Consider the following 16836-nt stretch of genomic DNA (forward strand, 5'->3'; position numbering starts at 1 on the left):
CATCAGCTCCACAGCAGCAGATCGGTGGCCACAAAGGCCAGAAAAACCATAGCGATAACGCCATTCATTGTAAAGAAAGCGGCATTCAACCGTCGCATATCGCGTGGTGAGACGATGGCATGCTCATAGCCCAGCAGCAATCCCACGGCAGCCACGCCAATCCATCCCGCAGTATGAAACTGAAAGAGCCGCCCGAACCATACCAGTAAGCCCAGCATCGTGGCATGCATCAGCCGCGCCGTCCAAAAGGCTGCATTCACGCCCATCGCCTGCGGAATGCTGTGCAGCCCCGCCTGCCGATCGTGCTCGAAGTCCTGGCAGGCATAGAGTACGTCGAATCCGCCCACCCAGAGCATCACTGCTGCGGTCAGCACAATGATTCGCGGGTCCAGCGATCCGCGCACGGCAATCCACGCCGCCGAGGGCGCAATGCCCAGCGCGAGGCCCAACACCAGGTGCGACCAGCGTGTCACGCGTTTCATGTAGCTATAGCCCAGCAGCACCGCCAGCGCCACCGGAGCCAGGTACAGCGTGAGCCGATTCAGCGCCGCGGCGGCCAGGATGAAGATCAGCGCGGCCAGCAGCGTAAATCCCAGCACAAACTGCCGTGACAACAGCCCGGCGGGAATGGCCCGCATCTTCGTGCGCGGATTTGCTCCGTCCAGGTCTGCGTCAGCCCAGCGATTAAAGGCCATCGCGCAGGATCGCGCTGAGACCATGGCGAGCAGAATCAAAAGCAGTGTGCGCAAGCTCGGCAGCCCGCGTGCAGCCAGCAGAGTTGCTGTCAGCGCAAAGGGAAGCGCAAAGATCGAGTGCTCCCACTTGATCATTTCGAGCGTAGTGCGCGTTTTGTCCCAGAGCTTCTGCATGGCCAACTACGTAGTTTACGTGAGAGCAGGGTGGATGACGAAGAAACCTGTTCTCCAACGGCCCTACTAAATGCAATTTGGTGGCTGCAGGAGACTACTCTGTGATGCCAGTCACCTGGGCGCGCCAGAGCGTGCCGTCTGCGAGAACCAGTTCGTATTCCTGGCGGCCCAGCGATCCACCGGCAGCGTGGGTGTCACTCACTATCCTGGCCGGATAGTCTCCTGGGAGCAGCACACTCGCCGGAACTTTGCGCACAATCTGCGTCGGACCCATCAGTTCCAGTTTCTTTCCATTCACAGTGACTTCCGCGTAGAGGTCGCTAGAGCTGCAGCCGCCGGACGCAATGGGGCAATTGTATTGAATGCGAGATGCGGAGACGTGCACTGTGAGCGGGTGCGTTGCGTCGGTCTTAGTCTTCTGGCTGCTTTGGGCGCAAACCAGCAATGAAGCGCAGGAGATGAGAGTGAGTCCGAAGATCGAGCGTCCCCACTTGATCATTTCGAGCGTACTGCGCGTCTTGTTCCAGAGTTTCTGCATGGTCAGCTACTTAGTTTAAAGCAGAGAGGAAGCAGGATGGGATTGAAGGTTTTCTCCTGATGCAACTGCCTTTCATTCTTCGGCTCGACTGCCTGTTGTCATCCTGAATGGAGCCGTTTTCTTCAGGCGAAGTGAAGGATCTGTGGTTGCTCTTCGCGGACATCCATTTAGCCAAGAGCTCGTTTGAGGTCCACAGGCTCTATTTCGTACCACTCACGGCTCAGGTCCTGCCAAGTGGGGTTGGTTTGCTCGATAAGGGCAATTTTCTTTTCTCGACGCCAACCTTTCAATTCTTTTTCGCGCTGGATAGCTAGCGATACATCGCTGAAGGATTGGAACCAGACCAGGCGGTCACAGTTGTAGCGTGCAGTGAATCCATCCTGCTCGCGCCATTTGTGCTGGAAGACTCGATGGCGCAGATTATTGGTCATGCCAATATAGAGCGTATGGCTGCGGCTGGCCATAATGTAAGTGAAGTATGTACGTTCGAGCATTGCACTTCATGGTAGGCGGCAAGATTGACTTCGGCAATCAGGTTTTTGGATAGGTCTGCAATAACAAAAGCAACCGCAGATCCTTCACTTCGCCTGAAGAAAACGGCTCCGCTCAGGATGACAATGTTAGATGGCGAGGTCCTTCCTGCTGTCTCGCGCGAACCGCTCAATCCACCGTCAGCAGCTCTTCAAAAAAGCCGCCGATCTGTCGTTCGCGGTCTACGAAGTGGATTTCTAAAATCCAGTGGCGATTTTGGCCCTTTTCGTTCTTGGAGCGCATGAGCAGGTTGCTCTTGGGGTGGACGTAGAGCGTGACCTTGTCCTGAGGAATTCGCTCGTGGGGAAAGTGGCCGATGAGGTGTCCGGCGATGGGTCCGCCCCACTCCCAGCCGTACTTTTCGGCAAGAGATGCGGCATAGGCAAAAAACTCATCTGACGTGATCTCCGGATGCTCGTGGAAGTAGCGCTTTCCATCGGCAAATGCTTGGGCCACGTCGTCGCGCATCTTCAGCTTTGCGGGATCGGAGCCGATGACGAAGGTGCGCCCGAAGTCTGCTTCATATTCTTCGAAGACAGGGCCGAGATCGAGGAAGAGAATCTCATCTTCGCGAAGAGTTTGGTCGGGCGGGTTCTCATCGTAAGGCTGAAGGGTGTTGGCTCCGGCGCGGACGATGCGTTTGTGCCAGTAGGTCGAGATGCCGAAGAGCTCTTTCGCCAGGTCGTAGATCTCCTGGTTGAGCTGGCCTTCCGTAATGCCGGCGCGAATGAGGCCGCGCGCTTCGACTTGATGGAAGAGCTGGACTGCTTTGTCTTGTGCTGAGCGAAGCTCGGCAATTCGCTGCTCTTCGGTAGAGCCCAGAAGCTCAACGTGTGGGGAATCGATCTGATCCGGCATGAGCCGTTACCTCTCTGTATATCTATAAGTCACATGCGACCGAAAAATTACCGGTCGAGCGGAGGTTTCGCGAGCAGACCAAGGCTTTCTGCCACCTGCGTAAGGCCGCCGTCGTCTGTCCACAATTCGGCTGGTGTTTCTACGATGATGAGTGATGCGAGAAGGTGGGCGTCGACAAAGCCGATGCCTCGCGTGTAGAGCTTCTGCACTTCGATCAGTTGCCGGACTTCGTGCAGCTCCGCAACCGGCAGTTCGGGCAGGAATTCCAGTGATGCAAGAGTCATCACGCGATCTCGCAGGGAACCCAGAGCGAGCTCCGCGACGATGTATGGGTGCATGACCACTCTGCCCGCTTCCAGAAGAGCCGTCACCTGCTTGTTCGCTCTGACAAAGTGGTCGATCCAGATATTCGTGTCGATCAGCACGGGTGCCTCTGCCGGGGGCATTTTCACCAGAGTCATTTTCTGGGGAGTCTCCGACGGGAAATTCGCTCCAGGCCGGGCATCGTCCCGCCCAACGCGGCCAGCCTGCGTGCGGCTTCTCGCTGAACGAGCTGCGTGAGCGCTTCCCGTATCAGCGCCGATTTTTCATGGACGCCGGTAAAAGCCTGCGCCTTCCGGACGAGTTCCTCATCGAGCGTAACCGTTGTGCGGATGCGCTTCACTTCCACATCGCGTTCAGGCGTATTTTGGGGAGCGATGGCAGACCGGTTCGACATTCTCTTCTCCTTGCCATCGAATTCTAGCATCATTTGATGTCATCTCAAGGCATCAAATGGGGCCATTGATCTTGTTCTGTTTTTTTGTCAAGCCCTTCGGTAAAAAATACTTTCTAAGCTACTGATTCTAAAAGCTAAAAAACTTTGTGCAATTTGCACATTAATTCGCGGAATCTGCCACACTAAGAACAGTGGAAACAAAAATGGCCCGATCCCCTGAATGGATCGGGCCATTTTCTTTGAAAAACGGACCTGCGCGATTGCACAGTTTCGAAATGAGGATCGTATAAAGATTTCTATAAGGAGTGTGGAAACCCTTGCAATCCACACAATCCAAATGACTTCGTAATTAGCCTTGCACAGGATAACTCGCGAAATGTCCGCAATCGAACAGATGGTTTTTACGCGTGGGCTTCCGCTTCTTCCACGCTGGGATAACAGGGAATGATGCTGTCTACCTTTGTCATTTTGAAGAGCTCATGCACGCGGCTGCAGATTCCTACAGCAAGGAATTTCACACCGCGATTCTGGCAATGCACGAAGTAGTTGACGATTGCGCCCATGCCTGCCGAATCCATGTAAGGAACCTCGCCGAAATCGACAATAGCAACCGAAGGAAGCTGGCCATTGCGAAGCTCAGCCTGCAGGGTGAAGAGATTCGGCATGGTCACAGGGCCGTTCAGCGTGAAGATCGCAATTCCAGAAGCCGCGCCATCCCGGCGGCTGATGGCAAGAGGGTTATCTCTGAGCATGGTGGTAAGTGTATGAAACGAAGCGGCGGCAAAAGGTTACAGATGTGTAAATCGTGAGGATCAGCGATAACGGCGCGTGTTTTTGAGCACCATGGAGAAGACGCCGGACTCGTCGCGCTGCACGAGGACGGAGACGTGGCGGTTGATGGAGATGTCCGCCTGAATGAGCTGCTCCGCCGAGGTATCGACGTTGGTGGCGTAGGTGAGCGTGACGTAGCGGCCCAGCTGCTCTTCAACGGTGATGCGCGTGGTGGAGTTGCCGAGCGCGCCGAGGTAGCTGGGGTCGACTTTCACGGAGCCTGCGCCAAAGAGCTTTTGCACGCGGCTGCTCATGGTGGCGTTGAGCGCGCCGCCGAGAAGGATGTCTGTCGAGGAGTTGGCCGACTGCTGTTGCGCCGTGTAAAGGCCCTGTTCGCTCTGGGTGCGGCCTACGGCAAGAAGCGCGACGACATCGGACTCAGGCAAAGGGGGATCGCTACGATAGTTGACGCTGAGTTTATCGAGCGTTCCGTGCAGGCCGAGCGTGATGTCGTAGTCTTCCACGCGCGCGGTTGCGTTGAGGTCCAGCACAGGCTGAATACGGATGGGATTTGAGAAGGTGATTTCGCCGCGCTGCAGGGTGTAACGCGTGCCAGCGAGCATGGCGGAGCCTTCCGTGACGGAGATTCTACCGATCAGCGAAGGTGAGGCAAGTGTGCCGAGGAGGCGTAGATCCGCGTCGCCGGCGAGCTTGGCGTAGGCGTTCTGGAAGTTGAGCTGTGGCGAGGTCTGAATTCGCACATCCAGGCGGATGTGATTGGACGGCGCATCGGGAGGAGCGATTGAGGGCGGGGCATTTGCCTGCGCAGCGAGTGTGGCGATGTCGAGATCCTGGCTGATGGTGAAGCGGGTAATGAGGACGTTGCCGGTGAGCGCGAGGTTGCGCTGCGTGCCCTGCAAGCGGAGCGTGGTGTCTGCAAGCGAGCTGACACCTTCCGGGTAACGGATGCGGATGTTTTTGCCGGTGACGTTGAGGTCGGCATAGATGCCGTGCTGGTAGGCAAGATAGCCTCCCAGGCTGAGTTGGCCACCGCCAGTCATGGCAGTGAGGGAACGGACCTCAAGACGGTTCTGATTGAATTCGAGCGAGCCGCGAATGTGGCTGAGGCCGTTGGGAATGTCTTCCAGCGAAAGCGAACCATCCTGGAAGTTGATGCTGCCGCGAAGCTGCGGATTGGCAAGCGGTCCATGACCTTCCACCTGAAAGGTTACGGTGCCGTTTGCAGTGATGTCTTTGTCGAGAGTTTCAGCAAGCTTGAGGTTGACGGAGCCGTTGGCAGTAAGGTCGAGCTTGCGATCATTTTTAAGGTCGAGCGTTGCCTCGGCGCGCAGATCGGTTTGATCGCCGACAATATGCGCCTGGTCGAGATGAACGCGATTATTTTCAAGCGTTGCATGCAGAGGGCCTTCAGTGTGTAGCTGGACCTCAGAGACTGCGAATGCGGCCTGATCGAGCCGGAGCTCGCCGTGCATTTGATTGGGATAGCGGAGCGGCCCGGAGACGTTGGCGGTTCCGGCGATGGAGGACTCGGCGCTGATGCCTTCGACCCGCGCGAGCTTGAGGGCGGCGCCTAGGTTGAAGTGCGAGAACTGCGCCTGCGCCTGCGTGGCGAAGTCACCGTGCAGTTCAGTCTGGCCGTGAAGCTGCAGATCCACGGTCTCAGAGCGGGAGGTGAGATCGTATCCGACTTCACGATTAACGGTGTGTGCCGTGAGCTGCGCGGAGCCGAGCGTTTTGCCTTCGAACATGATGCCGGCGAGTTCGGCGTGGCCCTCGACGCGGGGATCGTCAGGCGTACCGGATGCGGTGGCTGTGAAGGTGAGCTTGCCCTGCATGTCGCTGCTGAGCGAATGAAGATACTGGACATGCGCGAGATCAAGATTGTTGCCGTGTGCCTCGACGTCAAAGCGCTTCGCGTTGAGATCGTAGCTTCCTGAGGCGTTGACAGCCCCAACGGGTGATTGGGCGGTCAGCGAGCTGAGATGCACGATGTGATTTTCGAGTGAACCCTGGGCACGCGCGTGCGAGATTGGTTCGCCGTAGGCAACGGCATTGGTGAGCTGCGCCCAGCCTGAGCCGCCGGGCGAACCGAGCGTGCCGTCGGCTTGAATCTGCGCGTCAAGCGTGCCGGTAACGGGAATGTCGAGGCCGGTGAGCGGAAGCAGATCGGCAAGAGAGACCTGCGTGGCGTGAACATTAGCGTGGAGCAGGGAGTTGTTGCTGAAAGATGGCGCTTCGTCGACACCGTATTTGCCCCGAACTACGGGACCATGCTTTTGATGGTTCGCGCGCGTCGGGCTCGGAAGAATTGGAGGCAGAGCAGCAGCCGCGGCGATGGTTCCTTCAATTGAGACCTGCGAAGAGCCGCGACGGAGATGGCTGTGAGTTATGAGGATGTTTTCGGCGTCATAGTTTCCGTCGGCGTCAATCTCATCCCAGGCGATCCAGCGCGGCTGAGCAGACGGATCGTTGCCAGTGGCAGGAATCTCTATGCTTATCTGCGTGGCTTTAAGGTTTCCAGCGAGCCGTGGCGAGATAAGCGAGCCAGTCCAGAGCATGTGGAACTCGGCTTGACCATGGAGCGCTACGGGCAAAGCAGCGGAGCCGGTCTTTCCTTCACGATTGAGGCCAAGGTCGCGCAGCACGGCGTCGAAGTCGGAGATGTTATGTGATTGGACATCGACCTTGACCGAGGTAGGACTCGATAGAGGAAATGCGCCGATGTGGCCATGTGCTTCGAGATGCGAAGAGGGCATGGTCAAGGTGAGCGTGTTGATGTCGACGCCACCCGTGCGTTGTGTGAAGACAGCATCAATGACACCGTTCGTGGGTACTTCGCCTGCGGGTATCTGGCTGGGAACGTGCGCAGTCAGCGCAGCATGGATCTTAAGCGTGTTGACATCGCCGTTTGACCAGACGGCTTCGGCAGGGCCATTGAAGACTGCGCCGAGGCCGAGCCGTTGAAAGGGACCGTTGCCTACGAGATCGAGAACTGTATCGAGCGTGACGGAATTGAAGTTGGCGGTGACTTTGCCATCGACGGGGAGAAGCGGAACGGGCAACTTGACCAGCGTGTCATGCGATTGGGGGTTTGGGAGACTTGGCACGGCTTGTTTTTTACTGAAGGGCGAGAAGACGCTGGAGCGCTTCGACGGCTTCTTTTCGGCTTCAACAATGGCCACGACTGGAGTGACCGGTAACCAGTGCTGGAGATCGACATCGCCATCAATCTCTCCGCCTTGGCGGGGACGGACTGCGACTTGCGAGCAATGGAGCTCGGAGTTGTCCGCATGAACGTGGGTGTTGAGGTCGATGTCGCGCGCGTTGATATTTGGAGCGATATACGTGGCATGCTCGACATGCACGGGACCATCGATGCGGAACTTGCTGTCGGTGCCGGAGCTTGAGAGATTGAGATGGGCGATGCCTTCGCGAGCGTTGGGATAGCCGAGTATCGGATCGAGAAGACGCAGATCAACCTCACCAGCGATTTGTGCCTGCCAGTGGGGATGAGCAAAGTTTTCAATGGAGCCAGTGACTTGGAGTGTCTGGTCTTTCGCTCCGCGCGCGTGGGCAGTCAGGCGCAGGGAGCGGAGATATGCGGCTTTGCGCGTGAGATCGATGGAGGCCTGCAGCAGACCCTGCACCTGCGCGGGCGTGCGTTGTTTGCCGCGGGCCAGGCTCAAATTCGCGATACCCGCGTCGATGTGGTAACTCTCCGTCGAACCATCCCTGGCGGGCACGTATTGCATGACCAGTGAGGCATCGTCCGCTTCAAAATCCAGCGGCTGATAGCGGGCCTGAACATCAAGGGTATCGGCACGGATGTCGAGATGGATCATGCCCTGCTCGACGGCGACATGGTTGGCCTGAAGATCGAAAAAAGTGTCGAGACCGGAGTGGCTGGAGCGGGGCTGAGGGCGCGGATGGGGTTGATTGGTCGTCTGATCGGGATAGACGATGAGATGCACCTGGGGGCGTTCGACGATGGCTTCCCGAAGAAGGATGCGTGGAGAGAAGACGTTGAGGATACTGATGCCGACGTGCAGGTGATCGATGCGCGCGTACGGAGCTTCGCTGGCCGGCTCGTTGCCATGCAGGATGATGTTGTCGGCGTCCGCTTCGAGATTACTCAGGCTCCAGCGAAATGCACCCATCTCGACACGCGCACCGGTGGCGGTGGCGAGCGTTGTTTCGATGCGCTGTCGCACTAACTGTTCGAAGCGGCTTGAATGTATCCACCAGTTAAGCCCGATTCCGCATGCACAGAGAAGAAGCGCAACTATGCCGAACGCCCAGAGCATGCGACGACGCTTGCGCGGCTTTCCCTTCGGAGCTGGGTGCGGCGCGGGCTGTGGTGAGGGGACAGGCGGAGGAGTTTGCTCGGTCATTGGGCATCTCCCTCGTTGTCCGTTGCTGCGGGTACAAGCGCTGGATCAAGAATCTCCACGTCACCCTGCTTTCGCAGGTTGCGGAGCCATGTGCTGAAGAGCACATTCACCTGCTGCTGCAGAAGGATTTCTTCAATGCGGGGAGCCACAGTTTCGAGCGCTGGAGCTTTCTCGTTCTTCGGGTATTGTGGCAGCAGTGTTTCGCGGTAGTACTTTTCAATCTGATCCTGTTGAATCTGGACTCCCTGGCGGAACCGGTACTCAATGAAATTGAGAATTTCGATCCGCAGGCGTAGATAGTTCACAATTTCGGGCTGGGAGAGATTGTATTCCTTGAGAAATGCTGTCCAGCCGGCATCAGAGGCACACTTTTCCTTTACACATAAAGGGAGCTGCTCGCGTAGCTCCTTGAGACGCGCCTGTACATCTTCATCGGAGGGCTCGGCAACCTGCATATAGCTTTGCTGGACCTGCTGCTGAATGAGGGCGCGGCTGACGATCAGCTGCAGAGCGCGGCGGGCAGTCAAGGGCCCGCGCTGGCCCCTTTCGGGATCAAGAACCGAAAGCCGCAGTTCGTTTTCGATGTCGCTGGAGAGAATTGCCTGGTTCCCGACGACGGCTTCCACGCGATCGAGGACCTGCGGCGAGGATGGTTGCTGCGCGCGTGCGACGAGACCGGATGCGGCAAGCGCGCTCGCCAGCGTGAGGAATAGCACGCTGGAGCTGCGAGTGGTCCGGATTGTGGCTGTTACGCACATTAGAGTGTCTGTATTAAAAAGTCTGGCCGAGGCTGAAGAAGAAGTTGAAGTGGCCGGCCTGGCCGACGTGCTGGTTTTCGTAGGGATTAGTCTGCGAATAGTTGACATCCACGGGATAAATGGGCGGATTGAGGTTGTAGCTGAAATCGAAGCGAACGGGCCCGACGGGCGTATGGTAGCGCAGGCCAAGGCCGAGCGTATGGGAAAAGTAGTTAAAGCTGCATGCCCCTTGCAGGCCGGTGGAGGTAGACGGGCCGGGTGGCAGCGGCATCAGAGGTGGATTCCCGGGATTGGGCTGTGTGAGGATTTTGCAGGTATCGCGGTCGGGTTGGCGGACGCGAATGGCGCTGGCCCATATGTCGCCCGCATTTGTGAAGACGTTACCCATGTCATGGAAGAGAACGAAACTGAGGGTGTTGCCAAAGTAAGGGAGCGTAGGTGGCGGCAGGCGCAGTTCAAGGCTATTGATGAGCGCTCCAGCGCCGCCGATGGGAAAGCCTGTCTGAGGGTCGCGCGGCCCTGCGGCGTTACTCGAGAATCCGCGAAGAGAGGTTGCTCCACCGGCGTAGAGGCGCTCGGGTAGCGGGAGCAGTTCACCGCTCGCATTGCCGAAGGCGCGCTCCTGTCCGTAGCGGGTGTTGCGCGCGAAGACGATCTTACCCTTGTCGAAGGTGTAGTAGCTGGAGTTTGACAGATCGATGCGGTTGAACTGGGCTTGCGCGCCGGATTGTGCAGAGGAGATAAATTCCTGAAAGCTAGTGTAGCTGCCACGCGTGGCGTCTGTGGGGTTGTCGCGGGTGTCACGTATCCATGTAAAACCAGGACCGCCAACGCGCACCGCCGAGGATAGCTCAGCAACTGCTGCCGGGTATACCTGAATGCTGTTTTCGTCAACTTTGACGCGGCGGAAATCGAATTCGTAGACAAATATGTTGGCGCGGGAGAACAGTCCGCGGCCCTGGCCATTGAATTTCTGTGTGAGGCGGAGACCTGCATCCAGTCTGGAGGCGACATACGTGGTGACGGCCTGGCTGTTAGCGTAGCCTCCGGAAAAGGTGAGTCCGAAGTTCTTTGCTCCGAGTAGATGCGGATACTGATAAATGAGATCGACGCGCTGTTCCAGTGTGCCGTAGTTGCCGGAGATGGAGGCTGACTGCTCGCGGCCAAACAAGTTATTGCGCGTAATGGACGCCAAACCGCGGAGGCTGACACCTGTATGTCCATTCGCGCTGCATTCCACGCCTGCTGCAATCAAACCAGCACAGTTATTCTGCGGCGTGCCGGTCTGGGCCTCGAAGCCCGCGCCATAGGTCAGGGTCCAGCGTCGTGCTTCAACAGTCTGCAGAAGCACGGTTTTTTCTGTCTCACCGCCGTTGGGGTTTTGTATTGCCGTGTCGACCTCATTGAAGAGAGCGTAGTTGTAGAGATTTTTCTGCGTTTCCTGCAATGCCTGCTGATTCAGTGGATCACCGGCCTTGATGGTGACACCTTTGGCCACGGTACTGGGACGCGTATAGTGCAGGCCTGTAAGCAGCACCTTGCGAACAAAGGTCTGTGAGCCTTCAACGATGTGAAAGACCACGTCTACCTTGTCAGCATCCGGGGTATCAGAAACTTCCTCCACATCGATATGCGCATCATTGAATCCCTGTGACAGGTACTGATTCAACATTACGTCGCGGTCACCGGCGAGGTTGCGCGGTGAGAGAAGCTGCCCCTGAACGGTATTCATCAGTGGAGTCAGCGTCTGTGAGCTCACGTGGTCATTGCCGGTGAGCGTAACCGTGCCGACGCGCTGCTGCGCGCCTTCCGTAATGTGATAAGTAACCGTGAGTGGCGCGAAGATCTTGCCTGCGGGCCGGCCTGTCTGCACTACAGGGTCCTTTGCACCGGTGCTTGCCTGCGGGCCGGTTTCCGGTGTGATGGATACTTTGGAGAATCCGTTGTTCTTATACGTATCACTCAATGCCGCGATATCGGCTGTGACCAGCGACTGGCTGTAGGCTCCCTGACGGTCAAGGGCATTGGCAGCGTGCACGTTCAGCAGTTCTTTGAGCGTGGCGGCATCAAAGTAATGATTGCCATCGACCTTTACGCTCTCTACTTTGCGGCGCGCGCCCAGCTGCACGTTGTAGTCGATGAGCACCAGATCTTGTGCGGGCTCCTGTTGGGTGTGGTCGACCTTTACGTCAAAATAGCCCTGGCTCTGATAGTAGTTCCGGATGCGCCGTCCGCCCTCGTTCAGCAAATCCTCGTCCACCGAGCCCTCCTCATAGATGGGCACAAGACGCTTGATGTGGGAATCATTGAGCTTGACGCCTTCGACGTGCACATTCACGATAGGCCCGCGGGTCGCACTGAAGCTGTAATTGACGCGATGAGCTACATACTCGTGCGATTGGAGCTTGACGTCAGCTTCGAGCCTGCGCTCCTTCTGATAATGCTTGAGGACGCCTTCGAGCGCGCGGTTGACAGTATCGTGATCGATGGCGCGGCCGGGAACGAGGCGTGAATACTTGCGGAATTCATCGAGCGATATGCCGGTATCGCCGGTAACGGTGATTGTGCCCACGCGTGCCTGGGGGCCCGGAGTGACTTTTACGAAAATATCGACAAGTTGCTCGGCAGTGTTGGGCGTGAGGGTGTACTTGATGGAGGATTCATAGAAGCCGTTGGAGACCAGCAGTTCACGCATCTGGTCGATAGCTTGCTGCATTCGGGCTTCGGAGTAGCGCGTGCCTGGATTGAGGCGGCCGGTGCGTTCGAGCTGCGTGTTGATGGTAGCGCCTTTGGCGCCTTCGACGGTGATGCGACCGATGAAGGCGCGCGCCGCGCCGCGGAAGATGAGAACTACGCCGCCGCCCTCGCGTTCTGCGGCGGCTTCAATCGAGTCGAAGAGGCCTGTGGCATAAAGCAGGCGGAGGCTGGCCGACACCTTGTCTGGTGAGAGCGGCTCACCGACGGTCTGCGCCAATTGCAGGTGCAGTGAAGAGAGCCGTTCTTCGGTTACTCCCTCTATGGCAATGCGACGCAAGGGCAAGCCGGCGAATTTCTGCCAGGCAGCAGTGTTAAAGGGTTGGGATGGGGGTAAGGAGGGGCTGACGGGCTGAACCGGCGTGCCCGTGGAAGCCTGGGCGCCGGCGTGCATAATAAGATGCCCAAACGCAAAAAGGCACACAACCAAAATACCGAAACCGCTCTTCTTACCTATTGGCACTCGAAGACTCGGCCTCAAAACTTCCCACCTCACCCGTTATCACAAAGCAATGATTAAAGATTTGTTTCACTTAACCCGGCGGCGCGCAGATTTAGCCACGGCTCGTCTGGCTGTGTGCCATCTCAGGCCACTGCCACCTATACTAACGAGGAACATATGTTCCGCACAGCCTTCCTGTAAATTCGTTCAGAAGGATACGAATGAAGCAAATCTATATTCCTATACAGCAACGTGCAGACGCGCCGGCCCAGTCCGTAGAGGGCAGCACAGTCCGCAAGGCGACTACACGCACGCCCGAACAATTGAGCGCGGAGGCAGAGGCCCTGACGAAGGCCCAGGCCGGGGATCCGCATGCCTTTGCCCAGATTTATGCGCTGCACAAGCGGCGCATTTATTCGCTGTGCCTGCGCATGGTGAACAATGCCGCCGAGGCGGAAGACCTGACGCAGGAGGCTTTTCTTCAACTGCATCGTAAGATTGCCACCTTTCGCGGAGACTCGGCCTTTTCCACCTGGTTGCACAGATTGGCCATCAATGTGGTGTTGATGCACCTGCGCCGCAAAGGGCTGCAGGTCATCTCACTGGACGAGGCAATGGAACCGTCTCCGGACGAGGGTCCGGGCCGGAGCTTTGGCGCGCCCGATCTGGCGCTGGCGGGATCGATTGACCGAATGGCGCTGGAACGCGCGATTGCGGACCTGCCGGCGGGTTATCGTTTAATCTTTGTGCTGCATGATATCGAGGGCTACGAGCATAACGAAATTGCAGCGATGCTCGATTGCTCGATTGGCAACAGCAAATCACAACTACACAAAGCGCGGCTGAAGCTGCGTGATGCGATGCGCGCCTACCCCCGCATGGAGGGACGGCGATGAGTGAGTTCAAAGTGCCCGAGAAAATGACCTGTGAAGAGTTTCAGTCCCATTTGCCCGATTTAATCGCCACCGGCGAGGATATCTTCCAACACCCGCACATACTGGAGTGCGAGCTTTGCCGCAGCCTGCTTGCCGACCTGGAAGCGATTGCCGATGCGGCTCGGCAGCTTCTGGCGCCTGCGGAAGATCCGCCAGACACGGTTTGGGAGCAGATCCAGTCGAAGATCCAGGCCGAAGGTCCAGGAGTCCGTGAAGAAGAACCGCAAATTGAGACCGCAGATCCTGCCAAGCTGAAGTAGATTCGCGGGAGTTATCGTCTGCACGGCCGATTTTGAAGGCCGTCTTAGCGTTGGCGGATTTTCTTCCATGTAAAAGCGGCTGCAACGCAAGTGGCCCGAATCCTGAGGGGATTCGGGCCATTTCCTTCTCTGCTAATAATTATAAAAATGGCGGATTTATGAGAATATTGCGGAATAAATCTAGTATAAGATTTTTATAATCAGTTATTTAGTAAATATTTCTAAAACTTGGCCGGAAGGTCTTTACAACTCTGCACATTGGGAGAGAACGGCCTGTTCCGGTCCGGCCGGTTCCGGCTTCGACTGGTTTCTCTCACGAATAAAGGGCCATTGTCGATAAGTCGTTGAAGCAGCCTGCCGCATCCAAGCCGGTATCTTGCGCGCCTTGAACCTGTTTCCCGGGCCAGCCAGCGGAAACTTAACGGAACGGGCAGGATGGCATGGACGTAACTGACTGAACAGAAGCCATATCGGGAAGTTCTGCCGGGTGGCAAGAAGCGTCGGTGGGAATTTGCAACTTTTGCCAAGCTGCGCTGTCTAATGTAGGGTAAGTTGATACGAGGACACTCAATGTCGAATGAGCCTGTTGTTTCCAGTACCCCCGTTGTCTCCGAAAGCGGCCTCAGGCGTATAGCCGTTCTGCCGGTGCGCGATACCGTTCTGTTTCCCCATGCCGTGCTGCCTCTGACGGTGGGCCGCGAAAGTTCAATCCAGCTGATTGAGTCCCTGGCCGAGGACCGCACCATTGCCGTCGTGGCCCAGGTGGACCCGCGGCAGGATGCGCCAGCCACGGCGGATATGCACACGGTGGGCACGCTGGCGACGGTGCACAAGATTGTGAAAATGCCGAACCAGAGCCGCTTTGTGTTTACCGAGGGCGTGGACCGGGTTCGGGTGGTTCGGTACGTGCAGACCGAGCCGTTCATGATCGCCGAGGTGGAGCCGCTGGAGGCTGAGGGAACGGAAACCGGCGAGAGTCTGGAGGCACAGGCCCGTGTGGTGGTGAGCCAGTTCCAGCAGATCGTCACCGAATCCGCGACATTGAGCGACGAGTTGCGGACGATTGCCGCCAATATTGAGGATGCAGGGCGTCTGGTGGACTTTGTGGCCTCTTCGCTGCCATTTTTGACCACGGACGACAAGCAGAAGCTACTGGAGACGCCGGGAGTGTCGGCGCGGCTGGAGCTGGTTAATACGCACCTGGCTAAGGAAATCGAGGTTCAGCAGCTTCGCAACAAGATTCAGAACGAAGTGCAGGACCAGGTCCAGCAATCACAGCGCGACTACTACCTGCGCGAGCAGATGAAGGCGATCCAGAAGGAGCTTGGCGAGCAGGACGAGGGCCAGCGCGAGATTGACGAGCTGCGCAAGAAGATTGACGACGCCAACATGCCGGAGGACGTAAAGAAAGAGGCTCTGAAGGAGCTGGCGCGTCTGGGCCGGATGTCTCCAATGGCGGCGGATTACTCACTGACACGGAACTACATTGAGTGGCTGGCGCTGTTGCCGTGGGCGAAGAGCTCCGGTGTGAAGATTGACATTGCCAAGGCGAAAGAGACCTTGGACGAGGATCACTACGAGCTGAAGAAGGTAAAGGACAGAATTCTGGATTACCTGTCGGTGCTGGAGCTGAAGCCCGACATGAAGGGACCGATTCTGTGCTTCGTAGGGCCTCCGGGCGTTGGCAAGACTTCGCTGGGCCGGTCGATCGCGCGTGCACTGGGACGCAAGTTCCAGAGGGTAGCGCTGGGCGGCATGCATGATGAGGCGGAGATTCGCGGACACAGGCGCACGTACATTGGCGCACTGCCTGGCCAGATTATCCAGAGCATCCGCAGGGCGGAGACCAACGATCCGGTGATCATGCTGGACGAGATCGACAAGCTTGGGCGGGATTTCCGCGGCGATCCGGCGTCTGCGCTGCTTGAGACGCTGGACCCGGAGCAGAACAACACCTTCCGGGATAACTACCTGGATGTGCCGTTCGATCTCTCGAAGGTACTGTTCATCTGCACGGCGAACATGCTGGACACGGTTCCGGCGCCGTTGCTGGACCGCATGGAGATTATTCCGCTGCAGGGTTATAGCGAAGAGGAAAAGCTGCATATCGCTAACCGCTATCTGATTCCGCGGCAGATCAAGGCCAACGGCATCACCGAGGAGCAGATTGAGTTTCCTGAAGCGGCAACGCGGCATCTGATCCGGCATTACACGCGCGAGGCGGGTGTAAGAAAGCTGGAGCAGGTGATTGGGACGGTTTGCCGTAAGGAAGCCCGGCGCGTGGTAGAGGGCCAGACGGAAAAGCTGATCGTCACGAAGGAGATCCTGAAAGATTTTCTGGGCAATATCATGGTGCGCGTGGATACCGAAATTGCGGATCGCGTGAACCGGCCCGGCGTGGCAGTTGGTTTGGCGTGGACTCCGGCAGGCGGCGACATTCTCTTCATTGAGGCGAACAAGATGAAGGGCAAGGGCGGCTTTGCCATCACGGGCCAGATTGGCGAAGTGATGCAGGAGTCAATGCAGGCCGCGCTGACGTGGGTGCGATCGAATGCCGAACGGCTGGGCCTGGAGGAGGATTTCACTAGGGAGGTCGATCTGCATATTCACGTACCGGCGGGCGCGATTCCAAAGGACGGGCCGAGCGCTGGCGTGACCATGGCGACGGTGCTGGTGAGCCTGCTGACCGGGACGAAGGTGCTGCCGCTGACCGCGATGACGGGCGAGATTACCCTGAGCGGAAATGTGCTTCCGGTGGGCGGAATCAAGGAAAAGTTCCTGGCAGCGCGGAGAGCTGGAGTGAAGACCGTGATTCTGCCGGCAGAGAACCGTCAGGACGTGGAAGAGGATCTGACGCAGGAGCAGATTGCCGGCGTGGAAATTCACTACGCCAAGCACATTGAAGACGTGCTGGCTGTGGCGTTGCCGCAGTTCAAACCGCAGCCGGTGGCCGTGCTTCCGGTGGCGGAGACGTCCGTCGCCGCATAAGA

Annotated in this window: 13 protein-coding genes; 3 read left to right on the forward strand and 10 right to left on the reverse strand. The window is 57.6% G+C overall.

The window, feature by feature from the left end; all coding sequences use genetic code 11:
* Positions 1-2: 2 nt before the first annotated feature.
* The 10 genes from VO84_RS20385 to VO84_RS20430 all read right to left on the reverse strand — a co-directional run bounded on the left by VO84_RS20385 (position 3) and on the right by VO84_RS20430 (position 12603).
* On the reverse strand, positions 3-869 hold the full coding sequence (locus VO84_RS20385; protein ID WP_058189619.1) for a UbiA-like polyprenyltransferase: 867 nt from the start codon (positions 867-869) through the stop codon (positions 3-5).
* Between the two features lie 94 nt (positions 870-963).
* Positions 964-1407, reverse strand: coding sequence for a hypothetical protein (locus VO84_RS20390; RefSeq protein ID WP_058189620.1), 444 nt, complete (start codon positions 1405-1407; stop codon positions 964-966).
* Positions 1408-1574: 167 nt separating this feature from the next.
* Positions 1575-1901 carry a GIY-YIG nuclease family protein gene (locus tag VO84_RS20395; RefSeq protein ID WP_058189621.1) on the reverse strand — a complete coding sequence of 109 codons (327 nt, stop codon included), beginning with the start codon at positions 1899-1901 and terminating at the stop codon, positions 1575-1577.
* A 166-nt stretch (positions 1902-2067) separates the two neighbouring features.
* A complete protein-coding gene (locus VO84_RS20400; protein ID WP_058189622.1) occupies positions 2068-2796 on the reverse strand; it encodes a M24 family metallopeptidase in 729 nt (242 codons plus the stop codon).
* Between the two features lie 47 nt (positions 2797-2843).
* On the reverse strand, positions 2844-3257 hold the full coding sequence (locus VO84_RS20405) for a type II toxin-antitoxin system VapC family toxin (protein ID WP_058189623.1): 414 nt from the start codon (positions 3255-3257) through the stop codon (positions 2844-2846).
* Positions 3254-3514 carry a type II toxin-antitoxin system VapB family antitoxin gene (locus VO84_RS20410; protein ID WP_231738119.1) on the reverse strand — a complete coding sequence of 87 codons (261 nt, stop codon included), beginning with the start codon at positions 3512-3514 and terminating at the stop codon, positions 3254-3256. Before VO84_RS20410 ends, VO84_RS20405 begins: the two co-directional genes overlap by 4 nt.
* Before the next feature lie 401 nt (positions 3515-3915).
* Positions 3916-4266: an STAS domain-containing protein gene (locus tag VO84_RS20415; protein WP_058189624.1), complete on the reverse strand. Its 351-nt coding sequence runs from the start codon at positions 4264-4266 to the stop codon at positions 3916-3918.
* 60 nt (positions 4267-4326) lie between these two features.
* A complete protein-coding gene (locus VO84_RS20420; RefSeq protein ID WP_058189625.1) occupies positions 4327-8697 on the reverse strand; it encodes a translocation/assembly module TamB in 4371 nt (1456 codons plus the stop codon).
* Positions 8694-9455: a hypothetical protein gene (locus VO84_RS20425; RefSeq protein WP_058189626.1), complete on the reverse strand. Its 762-nt coding sequence runs from the start codon at positions 9453-9455 to the stop codon at positions 8694-8696. Before VO84_RS20425 ends, VO84_RS20420 begins: the two co-directional genes overlap by 4 nt.
* Positions 9456-9468: 13 nt before the next feature.
* Positions 9469-12603: an outer membrane protein assembly factor gene (locus VO84_RS20430; protein WP_058189627.1), complete on the reverse strand. Its 3135-nt coding sequence runs from the start codon at positions 12601-12603 to the stop codon at positions 9469-9471.
* A gap of 269 nt (positions 12604-12872) precedes the next feature.
* Here VO84_RS20430 and VO84_RS20435 point away from each other — a divergent pair, with 269 nt between their 5' ends.
* From VO84_RS20435 to lon, 3 genes are all read left to right on the forward strand, one after another.
* Positions 12873-13547: an RNA polymerase sigma factor gene (locus VO84_RS20435; RefSeq protein ID WP_082662233.1), complete on the forward strand. Its 675-nt coding sequence runs from the start codon at positions 12873-12875 to the stop codon at positions 13545-13547.
* Positions 13544-13846 carry an anti-sigma factor gene (locus tag VO84_RS20440; RefSeq protein ID WP_058189628.1) on the forward strand — a complete coding sequence of 101 codons (303 nt, stop codon included), beginning with the start codon at positions 13544-13546 and terminating at the stop codon, positions 13844-13846. Before VO84_RS20435 ends, VO84_RS20440 begins: the two co-directional genes overlap by 4 nt.
* A 570-nt stretch (positions 13847-14416) precedes the next feature.
* On the forward strand, positions 14417-16834 hold the full coding sequence (gene lon, locus VO84_RS20445; RefSeq protein WP_058189629.1) for an endopeptidase La: 2418 nt from the start codon (positions 14417-14419) through the stop codon (positions 16832-16834).
* The last annotated feature ends 2 nt before the right edge of the window (positions 16835-16836 follow it).

This window comes from Occallatibacter gabretensis (assembly GCF_001449115.1).
GTDB classification, from domain to species: domain Bacteria; phylum Acidobacteriota; class Terriglobia; order Terriglobales; family Acidobacteriaceae; genus Telmatobacter; species Telmatobacter gabretensis.